Origin of the sequence: Stenotrophomonas sp. 8(2023) (assembly GCF_030345295.1) — a bacterium.
Lineage (GTDB): Bacteria > Pseudomonadota > Gammaproteobacteria > Xanthomonadales > Xanthomonadaceae > Stenotrophomonas > Stenotrophomonas muris.
In genome coordinates, this window is sequence record NZ_CP128404.1 from 775509 (window position 1) to 796234 (window position 20726).

The 20726-nt window shown below is 68.4% G+C and carries 21 protein-coding genes and 1 pseudogene; 9 read left to right on the forward strand and 13 right to left on the reverse strand.

From position 1 onward, the window contains the following. Nucleotides 1-96: 96 nt before the first annotated feature. The 7 genes from QP609_RS03470 (at nt 97) to QP609_RS03500 (ending at nt 6076) form a co-directional block, all read left to right on the forward strand. A complete protein-coding gene (locus tag QP609_RS03470) occupies nt 97-1257 on the forward strand; it encodes an MFS transporter (RefSeq protein ID WP_197621371.1) in 1161 nt (386 codons plus the stop codon). A gap of 542 nt (nt 1258-1799) precedes the next feature. After that, nucleotides 1800-2420, forward strand: coding sequence for a LemA family protein (locus QP609_RS03475; protein WP_049404134.1), 621 nt, complete (start codon nt 1800-1802; stop codon nt 2418-2420). A gap of 3 nt (nt 2421-2423) precedes the next feature. Beyond that, on the forward strand, nt 2424-3311 hold the full coding sequence (locus tag QP609_RS03480; protein WP_197621370.1) for a TPM domain-containing protein: 888 nt from the start codon (nt 2424-2426) through the stop codon (nt 3309-3311). Continuing rightward, entirely contained in the window at nt 3311-3805 is a 495-nt protein-coding gene (locus QP609_RS03485; protein WP_197621369.1) for a TPM domain-containing protein, read from the forward strand. The genes QP609_RS03480 and QP609_RS03485 overlap by 1 nt, the downstream gene beginning before the upstream one ends. Nucleotides 3806-3900: 95 nt before the next feature. Next, a complete protein-coding gene (lgt, locus tag QP609_RS03490) occupies nt 3901-4788 on the forward strand; it encodes a prolipoprotein diacylglyceryl transferase (RefSeq protein WP_046428907.1) in 888 nt (295 codons plus the stop codon). Next, on the forward strand, nt 4785-5579 hold the full coding sequence (locus QP609_RS03495; protein ID WP_075077063.1) for a thymidylate synthase: 795 nt from the start codon (nt 4785-4787) through the stop codon (nt 5577-5579). The genes lgt and QP609_RS03495 overlap by 4 nt, the downstream gene beginning before the upstream one ends. A 5-nt stretch (nt 5580-5584) precedes the next feature. Beyond that, entirely contained in the window at nt 5585-6076 is a 492-nt protein-coding gene (locus tag QP609_RS03500; protein ID WP_049440214.1) for a dihydrofolate reductase, read from the forward strand. A gap of 89 nt (nt 6077-6165) precedes the next feature. Here the strand turns inward: QP609_RS03500 and QP609_RS03505 are convergent, their stop codons facing one another. From QP609_RS03505 to QP609_RS03550, 10 genes and pseudogenes are all read right to left on the reverse strand, one after another. Continuing rightward, on the reverse strand, nt 6166-6813 hold the full coding sequence (locus QP609_RS03505) for a DUF1287 domain-containing protein (protein ID WP_134808531.1): 648 nt from the start codon (nt 6811-6813) through the stop codon (nt 6166-6168). Further along, the gene (locus QP609_RS03510) at nt 6810-7826 is read right to left on the reverse strand and encodes a symmetrical bis(5'-nucleosyl)-tetraphosphatase (RefSeq protein WP_197621368.1); all 1017 of its coding nucleotides are present in this window, start codon (nt 7824-7826) and stop codon (nt 6810-6812) included. The genes QP609_RS03505 and QP609_RS03510 overlap by 4 nt, the downstream gene beginning before the upstream one ends. A 15-nt stretch (nt 7827-7841) precedes the next feature. Beyond that, the gene (gene apaG / locus QP609_RS03515; protein ID WP_008268668.1) at nt 7842-8225 is read right to left on the reverse strand and encodes a Co2+/Mg2+ efflux protein ApaG; all 384 of its coding nucleotides are present in this window, start codon (nt 8223-8225) and stop codon (nt 7842-7844) included. A gap of 13 nt (nt 8226-8238) precedes the next feature. Continuing rightward, entirely contained in the window at nt 8239-9042 is an 804-nt protein-coding gene (gene rsmA, locus QP609_RS03520) for a 16S rRNA (adenine(1518)-N(6)/adenine(1519)-N(6))-dimethyltransferase RsmA (protein WP_014645986.1), read from the reverse strand. Then, nucleotides 9039-10019 (reverse strand): 4-hydroxythreonine-4-phosphate dehydrogenase PdxA, encoded by a 981-nt coding sequence (gene pdxA, locus QP609_RS03525; RefSeq protein ID WP_046428925.1) that lies wholly within the window; start codon nt 10017-10019, stop codon nt 9039-9041. The genes rsmA and pdxA overlap by 4 nt, the downstream gene beginning before the upstream one ends. An 18-nt stretch (nt 10020-10037) precedes the next feature. Next, nucleotides 10038-11369: pseudogene (locus QP609_RS03530) on the reverse strand (peptidylprolyl isomerase); the annotation flags it as partial. Continuing rightward, nucleotides 11366-13873, reverse strand: a complete 2508-nt coding sequence (gene lptD, locus QP609_RS03535) for an LPS-assembly protein LptD (RefSeq protein WP_197621367.1) — start codon at nt 13871-13873, stop codon at nt 11366-11368. The pseudogene QP609_RS03530 and the gene lptD, both read right to left, overlap by 4 nt. 89 nt (nt 13874-13962) lie before the next feature. Next, nucleotides 13963-14901 (reverse strand): histone deacetylase family protein, encoded by a 939-nt coding sequence (locus QP609_RS03540; protein ID WP_014645990.1) that lies wholly within the window; start codon nt 14899-14901, stop codon nt 13963-13965. A gap of 9 nt (nt 14902-14910) precedes the next feature. Further along, nucleotides 14911-15465: a cob(I)yrinic acid a,c-diamide adenosyltransferase gene (locus QP609_RS03545; RefSeq protein ID WP_014645991.1), complete on the reverse strand. Its 555-nt coding sequence runs from the start codon at nt 15463-15465 to the stop codon at nt 14911-14913. A gap of 8 nt (nt 15466-15473) precedes the next feature. Beyond that, a complete protein-coding gene (locus QP609_RS03550) occupies nt 15474-16058 on the reverse strand; it encodes a hypothetical protein (protein ID WP_053495544.1) in 585 nt (194 codons plus the stop codon). Nucleotides 16059-16167: 109 nt separating this feature from the next. Here QP609_RS03550 and ubiH point away from each other — a divergent pair, with 109 nt between their 5' ends. Continuing rightward, nucleotides 16168-17376: a 2-octaprenyl-6-methoxyphenyl hydroxylase gene (ubiH, locus tag QP609_RS03555; RefSeq protein WP_197557515.1), complete on the forward strand. Its 1209-nt coding sequence runs from the start codon at nt 16168-16170 to the stop codon at nt 17374-17376. Continuing rightward, nucleotides 17373-18554: a UbiH/UbiF family hydroxylase gene (locus QP609_RS03560; protein WP_049440151.1), complete on the forward strand. Its 1182-nt coding sequence runs from the start codon at nt 17373-17375 to the stop codon at nt 18552-18554. Before ubiH ends, QP609_RS03560 begins: the two co-directional genes overlap by 4 nt. A gap of 68 nt (nt 18555-18622) precedes the next feature. Here QP609_RS03560 and QP609_RS03565 read toward each other — a convergent pair whose 3' ends face one another. The 3 genes from QP609_RS03565 to QP609_RS03575 form a co-directional block, all read right to left on the reverse strand. Further along, nucleotides 18623-19021 (reverse strand): EF-hand domain-containing protein, encoded by a 399-nt coding sequence (locus QP609_RS03565; RefSeq protein ID WP_197621366.1) that lies wholly within the window; start codon nt 19019-19021, stop codon nt 18623-18625. A 64-nt stretch (nt 19022-19085) separates the two neighbouring features. Beyond that, nucleotides 19086-20153, reverse strand: coding sequence for a 23S rRNA (cytidine(2498)-2'-O)-methyltransferase RlmM (gene rlmM, locus QP609_RS03570; protein WP_169412716.1), 1068 nt, complete (start codon nt 20151-20153; stop codon nt 19086-19088). Beyond that, the gene (locus tag QP609_RS03575; RefSeq protein WP_004154307.1) at nt 20137-20697 is read right to left on the reverse strand and encodes a nucleoside deaminase; all 561 of its coding nucleotides are present in this window, start codon (nt 20695-20697) and stop codon (nt 20137-20139) included. Before QP609_RS03575 ends, rlmM begins: the two co-directional genes overlap by 17 nt. Nucleotides 20698-20726 lie beyond the last annotated feature (29 nt).

Sequence of the window (20726 nt, forward strand, 5' to 3'; positions counted from 1 at the left end):
TCAGGATCAACAGTGTTTTCCCGGGCCGAGGCTTAATCCGGCGCAGCAAAGCGCGCAGGCTACGCACTCCCGATTCCCGCCCCCCAGGAAACCCCCATGAATTCCAGAGCCGCCTTGCTGGCGCTTGCCGTTGGCGCCTTCGCCATTGGAACCACCGAATTTGCCCCGATGGGCCTGTTGCCGGTCATCGCCGACGGCGTGGGCGTTGGCATCCCCACCGCCGGCATGCTGATCACCGCCTACGCCGTGGGCGTGATGCTGGGCGCGCCGGTGATGACCCTGCTGATGGGCCGTTTCGGCAAGCGCACCGCGCTGATGCTGCTGATGTCCATCTTCGTGGTCGGCAACCTGCTGTCCGCGCTGGCGCCGAACTACGGGCTGCTGCTGCTGTCGCGCCTGGTCACCAGCCTCAACCACGGCGCCTTCTTCGGCATCGGTGCGGTGGTCGCCGCCAGCCTGGTGCCGAAGGAAAAGCAGGCTGCCGCCGTGGCCACCATGTTCATGGGCCTGACCATCGCCAACATCGGCGGCGTGCCGCTGGCGACCTGGGTCGGCCAGCAGCTGGGCTGGCGCCTGTCCTTCGCCGGTACTGCGGCGCTGGGCCTGATCGCAATCACCGCGCTGGGCTTCGCGCTGCCGGCATCTGCACCGGGGCCGCGCCCGGACGTGCGCCGCGAACTGAAGGCGATCCTGCAGCCGCCGGTGCTGCTGGCGATGGCCACCACCGTGCTTGGCGCAGGTGCGATGTTCACCCTCTACACCTACGTCGCACCGGTGCTGACCGAATTGACCGGCGCCTCCAATACCTTCATCGCGATCTCGCTGGCGCTGATCGGCATCGGCTTCACCCTCGGCAACGGCATCGGTGGGCGCATGGCCGACTGGTCGCTGGATGGCGCCACACGGATCCTGCTGGCCGTCCTGGCGGTGCTGATGTTCGTGCTGCCGCTGGCCTTCATGAGCCATGCCACCGCCGCCCTCGGTGTGCTGCTGTTCGGCGCGGCGACCTTCGCCCTCGTACCGCCGCTGCAGATCCGGGTGATGCAGGCGGCCAGCGAGGCGCCGGGCCTGGCGTCGTCGATCAACGTCGGTGCGTTCAACCTGGGCAATGCGGTGGGTGCGGCGCTGGGCGGTGCGGTGATCAGCTCGGGCCTGGGCTATGCCGCGATTCCGGTGGCCGGTGGCCTGCTGGCGACATCGGGTCTGCTGCTGGCGTGGCTGGGGCGTCCCCGCACTGCGGTGGCTGAGGCCTGCTGAGGGGTGTTGGATTCCGGCAGGGCTTGCAGCCCTGCACCCGCCGAATCAACGTCAACGTCAACGGCAAAAGCCTGCATTCCGTGGGTTGGCGGGGTGGATCCGGTTGAGGGGGACGCTGCAAGTACGTCCATGTAAGCTCGGTCGCCGCATCCATGCGGCTCACGCCCCCTCAACCCGACCCACCCCGCCTTCGACAGATTCCCGCGATCTGTCGCAACGGCGCCCCGCTCTGGTAGCTGTCGACCTTGGTCGACACGAATGCCTGAAGAACCGGCTTTTGCTTTTGATTTTTCTTTTGATCTTCCCGCGGTGTGCAGGAAATTGTCCGTGGCCGGGAGGGTGGGTTGGCTGGGGGCGTGAGCGCCATGGATGGCGCGACCGAGCCTACATGGACGTATTCACGGCGTCCCCCAGCCAACCCACCCTCCCGGCCAACCCCGATATCCAGCAAACACAGCACCGCGGAGGGGGCGGTGCCCGATGGCCGGTCTTTCACCCGAACCGTGGCATGCTCGGCGCCAAGCCCACCCGGAACCTCCGCCATGCGCCTGTTCACCCGTGTCCTGCCCCTGATGCTGCTGGCCTCCCTGCTGTCCGGCTGCGGCTACAACGCCATCCAGCAGAAGGATGAGGCGGTCAAGGCCAGCTGGTCTGAGGTGCTCAACCAGTACAAGCGCCGCGCCGATCTGGTGCCCAACCTGGTGCAGACGGTGAAGGGCTTTGCCAGCCAGGAAGAGCGTGTCCTGACCGAAGTCACCAACGCTCGTTCGCGCGTCGGCCAGATCAACGTCAACGCCGACGACGAAGCCTCGCTCAAGCAGTTCCAGCAGGCCCAGGGTGAACTCGGCAGCGCACTGTCGCGGCTGCTGGTGGTCACCGAGAACTACCCGGTGCTGAAGTCCGACCAGAACTTCCGCGACCTGCAGGCCCAGCTGGAAGGCACCGAAAACCGCATCACGGTTGCGCGCGGCCGCTACATCCAGCAGGTGCAGGACTACAACACCTACATCCGTTCGTTCCCGCAGGTGGTCACCGCCAAGATCTTCGGCTACAAGACCAAGCCGAACTTCACGGTGGACAACGAAGCGCAGATTTCCAACGCGCCAGCGGTCGATTTCGGCAACGCGCCGCAGCAGCAGCCGGCGCCGCAGCCGGGCCATTGACCGATGCGCCTGGCCACTGCGCTGCTGGCCCTGCTGCTGTGGCTGCCGTTGGCAGCGCAGGCACAGCCGCTGGCGTCGATTCCTGCGCTGGACTCGCCGGTGGTCGATACCACCGGCACGCTGGACGCCACGCAGAAGCAGGCGCTGGTGCAGCAGGCGATCGAGCTGCAGCAGCGCAAGGGCAGCCAGCTGCAGGTGCTGGTGGTGCCCACCACCCAGCCGGAGGACATCGCGCAATACACCACGCGGGTCTTCGACCAATGGCAGATCGGCCGCAAGGGCGTGGATGACGGCGTGCTGCTGGTGGTGGCCAAGGATGACCGGCGCGTGCGCATCGAGCCGGGCTACGGCCTTGAAGGCGCCATTCCCGATGCCATCGCCAACCGGGTCATCCAGGAATACCTGGTCCCGCGCTTCCGCAGCGGCGACTATGCCGGCGGCATCACCGATGCCACGGCGGTGCTGGTCAAGCTGATCGACGGCGAACCGCTGCCGGCACCGGTCAGCGGTCATCGCGGGCGCGAGCCCGGTGGTGGTGGCGATACCTGGTTCCTGGCGCTGTTCATCGGCGTGTTCGCCGGCAGCATCCTGCGCGGCGTGTTCTCGCGCGTGCCGCGTCCGCTGCGCGGCCTGCTCGGCGGCGCGGGTGCGGCGCTGGCAGCATTCCTGTTCACCTCCACGCTGCTGGCCAGTGGCCTGGCCGGCGTGGTCGGCCTGATCGTGGCGATGCTGTCCGGCCACCCGGGTCGCTTTGCCGGCGGTGGCGGTTGGGGCGGTGGCGGCTGGGGTGGCGGAGGCGGTTTCGGCGGGGGCGGTGGATTCGGTGGTGGTGGTGGCTGGGGCGGTGGCGGCGGCCGTTCCGGTGGCGGTGGCGCTTCGGGAGGCTGGTGATGATCCAACGTCTGTTCCGCCATGTATTCTCGCCCTCGATGCGGCGTGCCTTCCCGCCGGCCACATTGCAGGCGATCACCGAGGCCATCGCGGCCGGTGAGCAGCGCCACGGTGGGCAGGTGATGTTCGCGGTGGAAGCGGACCTGCCGCTGGGTGCGCTGTGGCACAGGGTGACCCCGCGCCAGGCCGCCGAGCATGCCTTTGCGCGCCTGCGAACCTGGGATACCGCCCACAACAACGGCGTACTGATCTACCTGCTGCTGGCCGATCACGCGATCGAGATCGTTGCCGACCGTGGCCTGCACGGCCGGGTCAGCCCGGCGCAGTGGCAGCGGGTCTGCACCCACCTGCGCGAGGGCCTGCGCGGCGCCCATCCGGTCGAGGCATTGCAGGATGCCATCGACGAGGTCTCCAGCCTGATCGAAGGGCACTTTCCGGCCTCGATGCGGTCCGAGCATGACGCGTTGCCTGACGCGCCCCAGATCCTGGACTGAACCCTGATCTGCGGCGTGGTCCTCCGCCCGTGCCGGCCCCGGCCCCGGGCGGGGCAGGGACGCTAAAATACCCGTACTCCCGCCAGGCGTTTTCCATGATCTATTTCCACGACATCGACCCCATCGCCCTTTCGCTGGGGCCGATCAAGGTGCACTGGTACGGCATCATGTACCTGCTCGGCTTCACCGCGGCGTGGCTGCTGGGCCGCACGCGCATTGCCGCGGGGCGCCTGCCGGGCGTCGATGCCAACGGCTTCTCCGACCTGCTGTTCTACGCCATGCTCGGCGTGGTGCTGGGCGGGCGCATCGGCTACATGCTGTTCTACGCGCTGGGCGATTTCCTGCACAACCCGCTGCTGCTGTTCAAGGTGTGGGACGGCGGCATGAGCTTCCACGGTGGCCTGCTCGGCGTGCTGGGCGCCTGCTGGTGGTGGTCGCGCAAGCACAAGCTGCATTTCTTCGACACCATGGATTTCATGGCGCCGCTGGTGCCACTGGGCCTGGGCTTCGGCCGCATCGGCAACTTCATCGGCGCCGAGCTGTGGGGCAAGTACACCGACGGGACCTGGGGCGTGGTGTTCCCGTCCGGCCTGCCGGCCCCGCTGAACCAGCTCGACCACGCGACGCTGCAGGCGCAGTTCGCCACCGGCGCATTGAACCCGTACGCCCGCCATCCGTCGCAGTTGTATGAAGCGTTCCTGGAAGGCCTGGTGATGTTCGTGGTGCTGTGGGCGGTGTCGGCCAAGCCGCGCCACCGCTACCTGGTGGGTGGCCTGTTCGCGTTGATGTACGGCCTGTTCCGCTTCGCGGTGGAGTTCGTGCGCATGCCGGACAACGGCGTCTACGTGGCCTTCGACTGGCTGACCCGTGGCCAGATCCTCAGCCTGCCGCTGATCGCCTTCGGCCTGGTGCTGCTGGTGATGTCGCGCCGCGCGCCGGTATTGCAGCCGCAGTTGCCGGTGGCTGCCGAGGGCAAGCCATGAAGCCCTACCTGGACCTGCTGGCGCACGTGCTCGAGCACGGCGCCGAGAAGAGTGATCGCACCGGTACCGGCACCCGCAGCGTGTTCGGCTGGCAGATGCGCTTCGACCTCACCGAAGGCTTCCCGCTGGTCACCACCAAGAAACTGCACCTGCGCTCGATCATCCACGAGCTGCTGTGGTTCCTGAAGGGCGACACCAACATCGGCTACCTGAAGGACAACCAGGTGCGCATCTGGGACGAGTGGGCCGACGAGAACGGCGACCTCGGCCCGGTCTACGGCAAGCAGTGGCGCAGCTGGGCCACCGCCGACGGCCGCCAGATCGACCAGATGCAGTGGCTTGTGGACGAGATCAAGCGCAACCCCGATTCGCGGCGGCTGGTGGTCAGTGCCTGGAATGTGGGCGAGCTTTCGCAGATGGCGTTGATGCCATGCCATAACCTGTTCCAGTTCTACGTGGTGGACGGCAAGCTCAGCTGCCAGCTCTACCAGCGCAGCGGCGACATCTTCCTCGGCGTGCCGTTCAACATCGCCAGCTACGCGCTGCTGACCCACATGGTGGCGCAGGCCACCGGCCTGGGCGTGGGCGACTTCGTGCATACGCTGGGTGACGCGCACCTGTATTCGAACCATTTCGAGCAGGCCCGCGAGCAGCTGTCGCGTGAACCGCGCGCGCTGCCGAAGCTGTGGTTGAACCCGGAGGTGACCGACCTGTTCGGCTTCCAGTTCGACGACATCCGCATCGATGGCTACGACCCGCACCCGGCGATCAAGGCGCCGGTGGCGGTATGAGCGCCCTGAAGCTGTCGATGATCGTGGCGCTGGACCGCAACCGTGGCATCGGCCAGGGCAATGCCATGCCCTGGCATCTGCCGGATGACTTCAAGCACTTCAAGGCGCTCACCCTGGGCAAGCCGATCCTGATGGGGCGCAAGACGGCCGAGTCGATCGGCCGCGTGCTGCCGGGGCGGACCAACCTCGTACTGACCCGCAGCGGCCAGGTGCCGTTCGAGGGCATGCGTGCGGTGGCGTCGCTGGACGAGGCGAAGGCGATTGCCGAAGGCGAGGGCGCCAGCGAGCTGTGCATCATCGGCGGCGGCGAGATCTTCCACCAGTTGCTGGACCAGGCCAGTGACCTGTACCTGACCTGGGTCGATGCCGAAGTCCCCGCCGATACCCATTTCCCCGAAGTGGACGTGCAGGACTGGCAGGAAGTGAGCAGCGAGCCGCACCCTGCCGACGAACGGCACGCCTACGCGTTCCGCTTCGTGCACTACGTGCGCCGCTGATCGCAACGCACCTGTAGAGCCGAGCCATGCTCGGCTGCTTTCCGCGGACACATCCCGGAGCCGAGCATGGCTCGGCTCTACAGGATTGCCTACGGCATCCGGTAATGCCCGATGATCGCGTGCTGGAACAGCAGGTTCTCTTCGCGCGTGCCGCGCGCGATGTTGTGCAGCACCAGCGGTGTGCCGTTGGCCAGGCGCCGGTCAGAAACGATGCCCACGTGCAGCAGGCCGTTGCCATTGAGCTTCCAGGCAACGATGTCGCCGGCCGCGTAGTCGGCGGCGAGGGCCGTGACCGGTTGCTGCCAGCCCTGGCGCTCGAACCAGCGCATCAGGTTCGGTACACGACGATGATCGATGTTGCGGTCCGGCCGTGACAGGCCCCAGATCGCCGGATAGGCACTGAAACTGCCGCGCATGTCCTCATGCACGCGTGCCTGCAGGTCCAGGCCCAGATCGCGCAGGGCGCGCACCACCACGTCCGTGCACACGCCGCGATCCAGTGGCACGTCGCCGCCAGGATAGGCCAGTACCTGGTAAGCAGGATCGTAACGGGTGGTGACGCCGACCTGCGCGCGGGCTGCGGCCACCAGTGGCGGCGAAGGGGCCTGCGGCTGCGTCGGCGCATGTGCGGCACCATCCGCAGCCGTGGGAGCAGGCGGCGAGCCGGGCTGGCAGCCGCTGGCCAGGGCCAGCGTCAGCAGCAGCACCGTCCCTGGTGCCCAGCCGCGCCGCGTCACGCCTGCGGCGGGGGACTGTTGTTGGTGCCGCCACCCGCGCCGCCCCCTCCGCCACCACGACGGCGACGGCGGCGTGGGCCACGGTTGCCCGGGGTGGCAGCGGCGTTGCCGCCCTGTTCCTTGCCCTGCGTCGCGGCGCCGGGGCGCTCGTGCGCCGGTCGCGCCGGCGGGCGGGCGTTGGGCACGGGTGCCGGTACGTCGCGGCCCGGAACCTGCACCACGCGCAGCTCGTCGGTATCAAGCTGGAGCGCGGTCAGCTTGCCGCCCCAGACCGCGCCAGTGTCGATGGCGTGCACGCCCTGGGTGATGGTCAGGCCCAGCGCCGACCAGTGGCCGCAGACGACCTTGAGGTCGCGCTCGACCCGGCCGGGCACTTCGAACCAGGGATACAGCCCCTGCTCCTGCGTGCCCGGCGTGCCCTTGTCCTCGATGCCGATGCGCCCCCGCGGGGTGCAGTAGCGCATGCGGGTGAGCACGTTGATGATCGCGCGCGAGCGGTCGTAACCGGACAGGTTCGGGGCCCAGCTCGGCTTGTCGCCGTACATGTTGCGGAACAGCTTGCGGTAGCCGGCGCCATGCAGTTGCACCTCGACCTCGGCGGCATGCTTCTCGGCCATCTGCGTGGTCCACTTCGGCGCCAGGCCGGCGTGCACCATCATCCAGCCCAGCTCGCGGTCCACGTGCACCAGCTTCTGCAGGCGCAGCCAGTCCAGCAGTTCGTCGCGGTCCTCGGCCTGCACGATGCGCAGCAGGTCCGGGTTGACCTTGCGCTGTTCCTCTTCGGTACGCGAACCGACGGCCAGCAGCGAAAGATCATGATTGCCCAGCACCACCACGCTGTGCTCGCGCAGCGAGTGCACCAGCCGCAGCGTTTCCAGCGACTGCCCGCCGCGGTTGACCAGGTCGCCGCAGAACCACAGGGTGTCCTGCGCCGGGTCGAAGCGGATCTTCTCCAGCAATCGCTGGGTGACGTCATAGCAGCCCTGCAGGTCGCCGATCGCCCACACACTCATCGTTCGGCCTCCGTGTCAGTGCAGGGTACGCGGCACGGCCAGCACGAAGGGTGCGACCGGCGCGGCAAATTCGGTGCCATCGTCGGCGACCATGTCGTAGTGCCCCTGCATGGTCCCGTGATCGGTCCCCAGCATGACACCGGACGTGTAACGGAAGTCTTCACCGGGGCGCAGCCGCGGCTGCTCGCCGATCACCCCGTCGCCATCGACATGCTCGACACGACCATTGGCATCGGTGATGCGCCAGTGGCGCGCGACCAGGCGTGCCGCGACCCGCCCCTGGTTGTGGATGCGGATCGTGTAGGCGAACGCAAAGCGACCGTCTTCCGGCGCGGATTGATCGTCGAGGAAGCGCGGCGCGACTTCGACGGAGATGGCATAAACGTCAGCGTCTTCCATACCGGCAGTGTAATCAGGAGGCATTGGCCAAAGCGATGAATTCGGCCACGTCCAGCTGTTCGGCGCGGGCATCGGGACGCACGCCGGCGGCGATGAACTGCTCGGCGGACACCACGTTGTTCAGGGCATTGCGCAGGGTCTTGCGGCGCTGCCCGAAGGCGGCCTTGACCACCTCGGCGAAGCGCTTGTGGTCGTTGATGTTGATCGCGGCCGGGTCACGCGGCACCAGACGCACCACGGCCGAATCGACCTTCGGCGGCGGCCGGAACGCGCCCGGCGGCACCACGAACAGCGAGGTCACCTGGCAGTAGGCCTGCAGCATCACGCTGAGGCGGCCATACACCTTGCTGCCGGGGCCGGCCGCCATGCGGTCGACCACTTCCTTCTGCAGCATGAAGTGCATGTCGCGGATGACCGCGGCATGCTCCAGCGCATGGAACAGGATCGGCGAGGAGATGTTGTAGGGCAGGTTGCCGACCAGGCGGATCGGCTGGCCGGCGGCCAGTTCGGTGAAGTCCACGCGCAGCACGTCGCGATGAACGATGGTCAGCTCGCCCAGCGGCTCGGCGGCGGCGGTCAGCGGCGCGATCAGGTCGCGGTCGAACTCGATCACCGTCAGCGTGGGGTGCACGCGCAGCAGCGGCAGGGTGATCGCGCCCTGGCCAGGGCCGATCTCGACCAGGCGGTCGCCGTCTTTCGGGTTGACCGCCATCACGATCTTGTCGATGTAGTGGCGGTCGGCCAGGAAATGCTGGCCAAGCTGCTTCTTGGCCGGTGCGGTGAACACCGGGCCGGAGGGGGAATGCGGGGAATTCATGCGCCCAGTGTACGTTGCCGCGCAAGCTGCGCACACAGCGTCGTTGCCGCCTGCAGGCTGGAGGGATCGGCGATGCCGCGGCCGGCCAGCTCCAGCGCGGTGCCATGGTCCACCGCCACGCGCGGATAGGGCAGGCCCAGGGTCAGGTTCACCGCCTGTTCGAAGCCGGAATATTTCAGTACCGGCAGGCCCTGGTCGTGGTACATCGCCAGCACGGTGTCGAAGCCGGCCAGCTTGGCGGGCAGGAAGGCGGTATCGGCCGGCAGCGGCCCGACCAGGTCCATGCCCTCCGCGCGCAGGCGCTGCAGCAGCGGGATGACCAGATCCAGTTCTTCGCGGCCCAGGTGGCCATCTTCGCCGGCGTGCGGGTTCAGGCCGAGCACGGCGATGCGCGGCGCAGGCAGGCCGAACTCACGGCGCAGTGCGGCGTGCACCGTGCGCAGCGTGTGCTCCAGGCCGGGCGCGGTGATCGCATCGGCCACCTCGCGCAGCGGCAGGTGGGTGGTGGCCAGGGCCACGCGCACGATGTGGTTGGCCAGCATCATCACCACCTTCACCCCGGCCTGGTCGGCCAGCAGTTCAGTGGTGCCGCTGTAGGCGATGCCGCCTTCATTGATGACCGCCTTGTGCACCGGGCCGGTCACAACACCGTGCAGTTCGCCGGACAGGCAGGCCTGGCCGGCGCCGAGCAGCGCGCCGATGACCGCGCCGGCATTGGCCGGATCGGCCTGGCCGAAGCGGCTGGGCGCAGCGTTGCGGACAGCGCGCAGGCGCAGATCGCCGGGGGCGCGTGCTTCGGCGTCCTCGGGCAGCAGCTGCAGGGGCAGGTTCAGCGCGGCCGCGGCCGCGTGCAGGGTGTCCGGATCGGCGAAGGCCAGCAGCCGGCAATCTTCACGCGGCTGCTGGACGAGGCGGACACATAGCTCCGGGCCGATCCCGGCGGGCTCGCCCGGTACCAGAGCGAGCTCGGGGCGCATCGTTCAGGACTGCGGCGGGGTGGCGGTGTTTTCCGCGCGGTCGCCGCTGCGGAAGCTGACGTAGGCTTCGCCACGCAGTTCCTGCAGGAAGCGGTTGTACTCGTCTTCCAGCTTGCGGCGGCCGATGGTCTCGCGGACCTGGGCACGCTGGTTGTCGGTGGTCACGTCGGTCTGGCGGGTCGCCACGCGCTGCACGATGTGCCAACCGGCATCGGTACGGAACGGCTGGCTGACGCCACCGTCCTGGAGGCCTTCCACCTGCTGGCCGAAGGCCGGACCGAACGCGTCGGCCGGGAACCAGCCCAGGTCACCGCCCTGGCCCTTGCTGTTGTTGTCCTCGGAGGATTCCTTGGCAACGGTCTGGAACTCGGCACCACCGGCGATGCGGGCACGCAGGGTGTCGATCTTGGCCTTGGCGGCGGCGTCGGTCTGGTGGTCGTCCACGCGCACCAGGATGTGGCGGCCGTGGAATTCGGTGACCGTATGCTCACCGGCGGCGGCGGAGCTGGCGTCACGCACTTCCACCAGCTTCAGCAGCTGGAAGCCGCTCGGGCCACGGATCGGGCCGACCACTTCGCCGGGCTTCATCTTTTCCATCATCTGGGCAAAGGCCTGCGGGATTTCATCCAGGCTGCGCCAGCCCAGGTCACCGCCTTCCAGTGCATTCGGGCTGTCCGAATAGCGCACGGCTGCAGCGTTGAAGTCCAGCTCGCCCTTGTCCAGCAGGGTCTTCACACCATCGGCCTTCTTCTGGCCGGTGGCGATCTGGTCGGCGTTGGCACCGTCGGGCAGGGCGATCAGGATGTGCGCCAGGTGGTACTGGTTGCCCACCGTGGCCTGCTGCTTCAGCGCGGCGTCGACTTCACCCTCGCTGACGCTGATGCGGCTCTGCGCGAAGCTCTGGCGCAGGCGCTGCACGGTGATCTCATCACGCACCGAAGCGCGGAAATCGTTGAAGTCGATGCCGTCATGGGCCAGGCGCTGGCGCAGGGCGTCCAGGTTGGACCCATTCTGCTGGGCGATGGAGTTCATCGCCTGGTTCAGCTCCTGGTCGCTGACCCGGATGCCGCTGCCCTGGGCGCGGGCCACCTGCAGCTTGACCAGCACCAGGCGCTCGAGCACCTGGCGGCTGAGCACGTCTTCCGGCGGCAGCTGGTTTTCGCGGCCGGCGTACTGCGCCTTGATGTTGGCGATCGCACGCTGGAGCTCGCTCTGCAGGATCACGTCCTCATCGACGACGGCGGCGATGCGGTCAAGCGGCTGCGCCTCCTGGGCAAGCACCTGCAGGGGGGCGGACACGCTGGACACCGCCAGCAGCGAGGCGAGAAGAACGGGGAAGCGCTTGGTCATGGGATCAGGTTCGGATCGTAGTCATCCCGGGTCGCCCCGGTGTTGCTCGGCGGCACGAGATAGAGGTCGTCGCGGTTGTAGCCGAGGATAGCACGGCGCAGGGTACGGTCCGTGTCCTGGCCCAGGGAGCTCAGGCCCTTGAGCACGAACTCCAGCTGGATGGCGTTGTTCATCTCGCCTTCGCGGTTGCGGACGTAGCGGCGGGCGACCGCACGCACGGCCAGGCAGCAGCTGTCCCACTGGACGCCGGCGATGATCTCCAGCGGTTCCTTGTCCTGCAGCGAGTAGTAGTAGCGGCCGACCAGGCTCCAGCGCGCATTCAGCGGGTACAGGAACGACAGGTCGGCCTGTTCCAGCAGCGTGCGGTCATGCTTGTTGGCGGTGGCCGGGGCGCCGGAGTTGATGCGGTAACGGTAGCTGAGGTTGATCACGCCATCGTTGGGCATCAGGTAGCGGGCGCGGACGCTGGCCAGATCCTCGCGCTTGTACTTGGGGTCCCACTGGTAGGTGGCACCCAGGGTCCAGCGGTCGTTGATCATGTAGTTGCCGTCAGCGATCCACGCCGACTTGCCCTTCTCCACCGGCGCGCCACCCGGGGTGACGGTCACCCGCGATTCGTCGAAGTACTGGATCTGGCCGATGGAGGCCGAGAAGCGTTCCTTGCCGGTGGTCTGGTCGATGAAGCGGGTGCTCAGTGCCATGGTCAGCTGGTTGGCGTCGTTCTGGCGATCGGCGCCGGTATAGCGAGAATCGCGGAACAGCTGGCCCCAGCTGAAGGTGAAGTCGCGGGTGTCGAAGATCGGCAGCTCGTCCTGATCGCGGTAGGGCGTGCGCAGGTAGAACAGGCGCGGTTCCAGGGTCTGCAGGAAGGACTTGCCACCGATGCGGGTCTCGCGATCGAAGAACAGGCCGGCGTCGATGCTGCCGATCGGCAGGCTGCGGCTGGGCGAGGTGTTGCCGCGCAGCTGTTCCGGTGTGGCGGTGTTCGGGTCGATGCCCTGCGAACGCAGGATCTGGCCGCGGATGCCGTTCACGCCATCAACCAGGCCACGGTCCAGCTGGTAACCGGTATAGCGGTAGGCCAGGGTCGGCGTGACATACCAGGCCGCGCCGCTGATCGGGAACGACACGTAGGGTTTGACATCCAGCCGCGAGCCGCCGCTGACACCGATGCCGTCGGTCTGACGGCTGCCGTTGCGGGTGTACTGCAGGTCGGGTCCCGCATCAGCGCCGTACTTGAAGTTGATGTCGTCGTGGGTGAAACGCACGGCTTCGGCGTAGATGCCGGTTTCCAGCCACGGCAGGACCGGCTTGTCCCAGTTGAAATACAGGCGCGGCTGGCGGTTGTAGGCCAGCGCACCCTCGTTGAGGGTGTAGTCGGTCAGCTGCCAGCGGTCGGCCATGATGCCGGCCGTCCAGTTCCTGCCAGTGCCGTACAGGCCGATGGTGCTCTGCAGGTTCGACGCGGTGACCCCCACCAGGCGGTTGGCGAAGTCTTCCACATAGCGTTCGTCGCTGACCCAGGCCAGGTTGGCGCGGGCCTGCCAGTGGCCGTCGAGGTTGTGGTAGCCGCCGAACATCACCCGGCCGCGGTCGCGGTCGCGCAGTTTGTCGTTGGGCATGAACGCGGTCAGCAGTTCGCCGCGGCCGCCGTTGTAGAGGTAGCGGAATTCGTTGTCGAGCATCAGGCCGCGCCGGCTCATGTAGCGCGGGGTCAACGTGTCGTCGTAGTTCGGCGCCAGGTTGAAGTAGATCGGCTGTGCGTAATCGAAACCGTTGCGGCCGGACATGCCCAGCTGCGGGAACAGCAGGCCGGTCTTGCGGCGGTCGTCGATCGGGAACTTGAAGTACGGCGCCCACAGCACCGGCACCTTGCCGATGCGAAGCACGGCGTTGCGGGCGGTACCGAAGCCTTCGTCGTTGTCCACTTCGATCTGCGGCGCCGACAGCTTCCACACCGGCTGCGACGGGTCGCAGGTGGTGTAGGTGGAGCGGTGCATCTGGCCGACCGCGCCCTGCAGGTCGACCGATTCGGCATCACCGTTGCCGCGGCGCGACACCAGCTGGTACTTGATGTCGGTGATCTTGTGGGTGTCGCTTTCCTGGTTGCCCTCGGCGCGCTTGGCGACCATGCGGATCGAGGAGTCCTGGTAGCGGACATTGCCGTCGGCGATGTAGTTGCCGGTCTCGGTATCGAAGCTGAGCTTGTCGGTGCCGACGAACTGGTCGCCACGGCGCAGGGCCACGTTGCCTTCGTACTGCGGCACGGTGGTGGTGCCCAGCAGCTGGTCACCCTCGATGTCGGTCGGCTGCTGCTCGCGCGCGGCGCTGGCGGCGGCCTTGTCCTGCCCCGGGACCGGGACCGGGACAGGGGCATCGGTGAACGCGGGAATCACGTCGGTAGCCGGGCACAGGCCCCAGTTGAGCGGCTTTTCATCGGCCATTGCCGGCAGGCAGATGGCGATGCTCAGAGGCAGGGGAAGCAGGCGGAGGGCTCGGCGCACGCGGTTCGGATTCGGGCGAAAACGGACGGTAGCTTGCCCCATCCCTTGCATAGGGGCAATGAAGGGCGTCGGATCCTGCCGGTTCGGGTTCATCCGGAGACGCTGCCCGGTGGGGGGGGCAGCAGGGCCCGGACATGGGCCACGCTGCACTCGGCAAGGGCCTGCAGGTCATAGCCGCCTTCCAGCATCGAGACCACCCGGCCGGCCGCATGGCGGCGCGCCAGCGCATGCAGTTCGCGGGTGATCCAGGCGAAATCGTCGGTTTCCAGCATCAGGTCGGCCTGCGGATCGCGCAGGTGGGCATCGAAGCCGGCCGAAATCAGCAGCAGCTGCGGCCGGAAGTCGTCGATGGCCGGCAGCATCTCGTCGGCCCACACATTGCGGAAGCGGAAACCGCCGCTGCCGGGGGGCAGCAGGATGTTCATCAGGTTGCCGGCACCGCGGTCGCGGCGCAGGCCGGAGTTGGGGAACAGCCCGGCCTGGTGGGTGCTGTAGTACGAGACCCGGGCGTCGTGCTGGAAGATGTCCTGGGTGCCGTTGCCATGGTGGACATCGAAATCGACCACCGCGATGCGCTCCAGGCCATGACGGTCACGGGCGTAGGCGGCGGCGATGGCGATGTTGTTGAGCAGGCAGAAGCCCATCGCAGTGCTGCTGGTGGCGTGGTGGCCCGGTGGCCGCACCGCGCAGAACGCCAGCGGGTCCTCGCCCAGCATCACCGCATCTACCGCCGCCACGCCGGCGCCGGCGGCATGCACGGCGGCACTGGCCGAGCCGGGCGAGGTCCAGGTGTCCATGTCCAGCTGTCGCAGCGGCGCGGTCTGCGGCTGCAGCACGAAGTCGAGCAGGGCGCTGTCGTGGACCCGGGTCAGTTCGCCGAACTTGGCCGGCGGCGCCTCGCGCCAGTCCAGCTGGCCGGGGAAGGCGGCGTGCAGGGCATCGAGCACATGCTGCAGGCGTTGCGGGCACTCCGGATGGCCAGGGCCGGGGTCATGCAGCAGGCAGGACGGATGGGTGAAGACCAGCATCGTGCCGACTCAGCGCTGGCGCTGCTGTGGCTGCCACAGCGCTTCGCCATGGCCATCGGCACGGGCCAGCACCCGGGCCAGCACGAACAACAGGTCCGACAGCCGGTTGAGGTACTGCAGCGCCTCGCTGCGCACGGCGTCGTGGCGGGCCAGGGTGACCGTCTCGCGCTCGGCGCGGCGGACGATGGTGCGCGCCAGGTGGCAGCGTGCGGCGGCCTCGCCACCGGCTGGCAGGATGAATTCCTTCAACATCGGCAGGCTGGCGTTGTAGTGGTCCAGCTGCTGTTCCAGTGCCGACACATCGGCGGCGTGGATCGCGGCGTGGCCGGGGATGCACAGTTCGGCGCCCAGGTCGAACAGCTGGTGCTGCAGATGCACCACCAGCGCGCGCACGTCGTCGGGCAGCGCCGTGGCCAGCAGCAGGCCGAGTGCGGCATTGGCTTCGTCGACAGTGCCGTAGGACGCCACGCGGGCATCATCCTTGGCCACGCGCTGGCCGTCGCCAAGGCCGGTACTGCCGTCGTCGCCGGTGCGGGTATAGATGCGCGAGAGGCGATGACCCATGGCGCGGCTCAGTGCCGGATGTCGCGGCGGGCCTGCTGGAGCTTCAGTACCTGCTCCACGGCCAGCTGCAGGGCGGAGGCCAGCGCCACGTAGATGGCGGTGGTGCGAAGGTACGGCCCGAACCACTGTGCGTAGTTCTGTGCCCAGCCGGCCAGCGTCGGCTCGGCCACGTTGCGGCTGGTCCAGTAGAAGCCGCCCTGCGCGAGCAGGTGACAGACCGCCACCGAGGCCACCAGCAGCAGCGCGCCCTTGGCCAGTACCGGCCAGCGTGCCCCCTGGTAGTTGCGGCCCAGCAGCATGCCGCCGGCCCACAGCGAGAAATACGCCGGCAGCAGCAGCCAGTAGCCCGGCGACACGCAGTAGTGCTGCCAGAAATCCAGGCCGCTGCTGCGGATCACGATCCAGTCCACCAGCACCGCGAACACCATCAGCAGCGGGAACGCCCAGCGGGTCCAGCCAGCCAGGTAGAAGCCGCCGATGAAGAACACCGCCCAGGAGGCATCCGGGATCGCCGCGAAGTGGTTGACCCGGGTCGCCGCCAGCAACAGCACGAGTACGGACAGGACGAAGGCACGGTTGGCGGTGGCGGACATGGCAGCGGGCCCGGAGCGGATTCAGGTTTCATTCTAGCCCGCCGCGCCGGTTGGCGCAGGTCGGGGGCTGTTGGGTGTCCGGGCGGGGCGAGCGCGTATCATGAACACCATGAGTGAACGACATGACGTGCTGATCGTCGGTGGCGGCCTGGTCGGTGCCAGCCTGGCCATTGCCCTGGACCGGTTGGGCCGCGACGTGGGCCTGCTCGAAGCCAGCCCGGCCGGCGAGCTGCCGGCGGTGTTCGACCAGCGCAACCTCAGTTTCGCCGCGGCGACCGTCAACGCGCTGACCGCGTTGGGGGTCATGCAGAAGCTGGCGATGGCGCCGGGCCCGATCCGCCGCATCCATGTCAGCCGCGCCGGCGATTTCGGCCGCGTGCAGCTGGAGGCTTCCGACTACGACCGGCCGTGGTTCGGCCAGGTGGTTGTCGCGCGTGACTTCGGCCAGGCGCTGGAAGCGCGCCTGCAGGAGCTGCCGCAGCTGCGGCGCTACCGGCCGATGCGGTTCCTGGGCCTGGGCGAGGTGGTCGACGGCTACCGCCAGGTGCGGGTGGCCGACGAGACCGGCGAGCGCGTACTGCTGGCACGGCTGGTGGTCGGTGCCGATGGCACGACCAGCGGTGTGCGTGGCGCGCTGGGCATCGAGGTCGACCGGCATGATTTCCAGCAGACCCTGTTCGTAGCCCGCGTGCGCAGCCAGCGCGCGCCGGATGGCACGGCCTGGGAGCGCTTCACCGATACCGGCCCGACCGCCCTGCTGCCGCGCGGCGACCGCCACTTCGGCACCGTGCACGGCGTGGCGCGGGACCAGGCCGATGCGGTGATGGCGCTGGACGATGCGGCCTGGCTGCAGCGCCTGCAGGATGCGATCGGCTGGCGTGCCGGTCGGCTGCTCGAATCCGGCCCGCGCAGCGCTTACCCGCTCATCCAGGTGCTGGCGCGCGCATTGGCCGGTGAACGCACGGTGCTGCTGGGCAATGCCGCGCAGACCATCCATCCGCTGGGTGCGCAGGGCTTCAACCTGGGCCTGCGCGATGCGCTGACCCTGGCCGAACTGCTGGAGGATGCGCACGAGGATGCCGGCAGCGATGTGCTGCTGCACGCCTATGTTGCGCGCCGCCAGGAAGACCGACGGCAGACGGTGGCGTTCTCGGGTGGCCTGGCACGGCTGACCAGCAATCCGGCACCGCTGATGCGGCCGCTGCGCAGCCTCGGCCTGGTGGCCGCGCAACGCGCCTCGGTGCAGTCGATGCTGGTCGGTGGCGCGATGGGCTTCCGCGGCGAAGTGCCGCGCCTGTGCCGCGGAGAAGCCGCATGAGCCGGCGCATGCGCCTTGATGTGGCCATCGTCGGTGGTGGCGTGGTCGGTGCCGCGTGCGCGCTGGCGCTGGCCGATGCCGGCCTGTCGGTTGCGCTGGTGGAAGGTCGTGAGCCCGCGCCGTGGCAGGCCGCACAGCCTGACCTGCGCGTGTTCGCCTTCGCTGCTGACAACGTTCAGCTGCTGAACCGCCTCGGTGTGTGGCCGGCGATCGCGCAGGCCCGTGCCTGGCCCTACCGGCGCATGCAGGTGTGGGATGCGGCCGGTGGCGAAGATCTGCTGTTCGATGCCGATCGCTTCGGCCGTCGTGAACTGGGCTACATCGTCGAGAACGGCCTGCTGCAGGATCGCCTGTGGGCGGCGTTGCCGGCGGCGGGCGTGCAGCTGCACTGCCCGGCACGGGTGGACGCGCTGGAGCAGGACGACGACGGCGTGCGCCTGCGCCTGGATGACGGGCGTCGCCTGGAAGCGGCGTTGGCGGTGGCCGCCGACGGCGCCGAATCGACCCTGCGCCAACTGGCCGGGATCGAGGTTGAAAAGCATGACTACCACCAGCGTGGCGTGGTGGCCTACGTGGACAGCGATCTTCCCAACCAGGCCACCGCCTGGCAGCGTTTCCTGCCGGGCGGGCCGCTGGCGCTGCTGCCGGTGGCCGAGCGCCGCAGCTCGATCGTCTGGACCCTGCCCGAGGACGAGGCGGCACGTGTGCTGGCCTTGGACGAGGACGCCTTCAACCGGGAACTGACCCGCGCCTTCGCGGCACGGCTGGGTGAGCTGCGACTGGCGTCACCGCGTGCGGCCTTCCCGCTGCGTCGCCAACTGGCCCGTCACTACGTGGCCGGCCGCGTGCTGGCATTGGGTGATGCCGCGCATGTGGTGCATCCGCTGGCCGGGCAGGGCGTGAACCTGGGCCTGCGCGATGTCGCCGCCCTGCAGCAGTGGCTGGCGCCGTCGGCCGAGCGCCGTGGCCAGCCGCGGCTGTCGCCGCAGCGCCTGCAGCGCTGGGCACGCGAACGGCGCAGCGACAACCAGATCGCCGCCTACAGCTTCGATGCGATCAACCGCCTGTTCTCCAACGACGAGATGCACTTGACCCTGGCCCGTGGCCGCGCGCTGGGCTGTGTCGGCAAATGGCCGCCGCTGGTACAGGCGTTCTGGAAGCGCGCCGCCGGCGTCTGAAGCAAAAAGGGGACGGAGGGGATTAAGTCGTTTGTGCACATACGACTTAATCCCCTCCGTCCCCTTTTTCAATCCACCAGCCAGCCGGCCAGGTCGGTGCGGTCCAGCTTGCCGCGGTGCCTGCGGTCCAGCGAATTGAATTCGTCGGCCAGCGCCGGATTGGCCTGTGCTTCCTCGCGGCTGATGAAACCGTCGCCGTTCACATCCAGCGCGGCGAAATGGACGCGGTACTGGCCGACCACGCTGCTCGGTTCCAGCGAACGCACGGTCACCTGTGCTTCGCCGGCCGGCTGCGGAATCTCGACGCTGCCGCTGACCCGGCCGGCATCCAGCGGCTGCTGGCGGATCGCGCCGCCGGTGGGGCCCAGCGGCTGGCTCTGCGCCGGCGTGGACGGGCCGTGCTGGGCGATGGCCGGTAGCGAGGCCAGCAGGATGGTCAACAGCAGCGCAGCACGCGGAAGGTTCATGACAGGCTCCTTGCCAGAGGGTACCGGGAGCGTACTCCCGGCAACCTGTGCCGCCGATGACGGATCAGCGCAGCGGCGAAGCCAGCACGGTGATCTCTTCACGGTCGTGATAGAGCTGCTTGGCGCGGACCACCAGCGGCTTGCCGGCCTGGTCCTGGAACAGGTCCAGGCACAGCCGGGTTTCGTCCCAGCGCTTCTTCATCGGCAGTTTCAGATTGAAGATCGCATGCCGGCACCAGCCCTCGCGGAACCAGGTGGCCATGCGTTCGGCCACGCGGCGCGGCTGCTCGACCATGTCGCAGACCATCCAGTCCAGCGGCTGTTCCGGGTGCCAGTGGAAGCCATCGGCGCGCAGGTGCTCGACCAGGCCGGTATCCAGCACATGCTGGCGCAACGGGCCGTTGTCGATGCTCAGCACGTGCATGTGCTGGCGCGTCAGCACCCAGGTCCAGCCGCCGGGGGCGGCGCCCAGGTCGGCCGCACGCATGCCGGGCTTGGCCAGTGCTTCGCGTTCTTCCGGCGTCAGCAGGGTCAGCAGTGCTTCGTCCAGCTTCAGTGCCGAACGCGAAGGCGCCTCGGGCAGCAGCTTCAGGCGCGGGATGCCCAGTGCCCACGGCGCGCTGTCGGTCGGGTCGGCCACGCAGACGAAGGCATGGGTGCCGTCGACGAACACCACGTGCAGGCGCGGCAGGCGGTTGTTCGGCTTATCAGTGAGCTTGCCGGCCTTGCGCAGCGCCGGGCGCAGTGCATTGCCGAAGGCACGGGCCAGACCGGACAGTGGCTTGCCGGCGTCCGAATCGGGGTGTTCCACCCACAGGTCGCCGAAGCGCGGCGCATCGGCCAGCACTTCCAGCATCGGGGTGATCCGGTCCGCCGGGTCCAGCTGCGGCAGTTCGGCCAGCACCACCAGCTTCTGCCGCGCGAAGATCAGCTCGCGCCAGCGCAGGCGCGGCGCCAGCGCGGCGGCTTCGTCGCACATGAAAAGCACGTAGCCGTCATTGCGCTGGGTGCGCGCATAGCCGGCGAAACCGGCTTCACCGGCGCGGAACTGCAGCTCGCCGGCCAGCTCGGGCTCGAAGCCCTGCCGGCACAGGCACAGCAGGCCTATGCCGGTTTCAGTAACGGGCGCCATCGCTTTCCCCATAGGCACGCAGCACGCTGCGCGCGGCGTCGCGGTTCAGGCCTTGCACCACTTCGATGCCGCGCTTGTTGAGTTCACCCACCCAGTCGGCCGGCAGCGGGCCTTCATCGAACGGGGTCAGTTCCTCGACGTCGGCCGAGTTGGCACCGATCAGCAGGCGGTCGATGCCGGCCCACACGGTGGCGCCGTAGCACTGGCAGCACGGCTGCGAGCTGGTGGCCAGGGTGACCGGCGACAGCACCGCGTTCAGGCGCGGGGTCTGCAGGCGCTGCTGGGCCAGCATGTAGGCCATGTTCTCGGCGTGCGCCAGCGAGGTCGCGTGCGGCATCACCCGGTTCACGCCGGCGGCGATGACCTTGTCGTCCGGTCCGAACACCACCGCACCGAACGGACCGCCACTGGCGTGCTCGACGTTCAGCCGCGACAGCTCGATCGCCAGCGCGACCTTGGCCTCATCGCCCGGATATCGACGATCCAGGTCGATCTGGTCGTGGATCCAGGCGGGAAGGGTCAGGTGGACTTGCGCGTACAGCATCGCGGGGGTGCCTCGTGTGGGATGGGAAA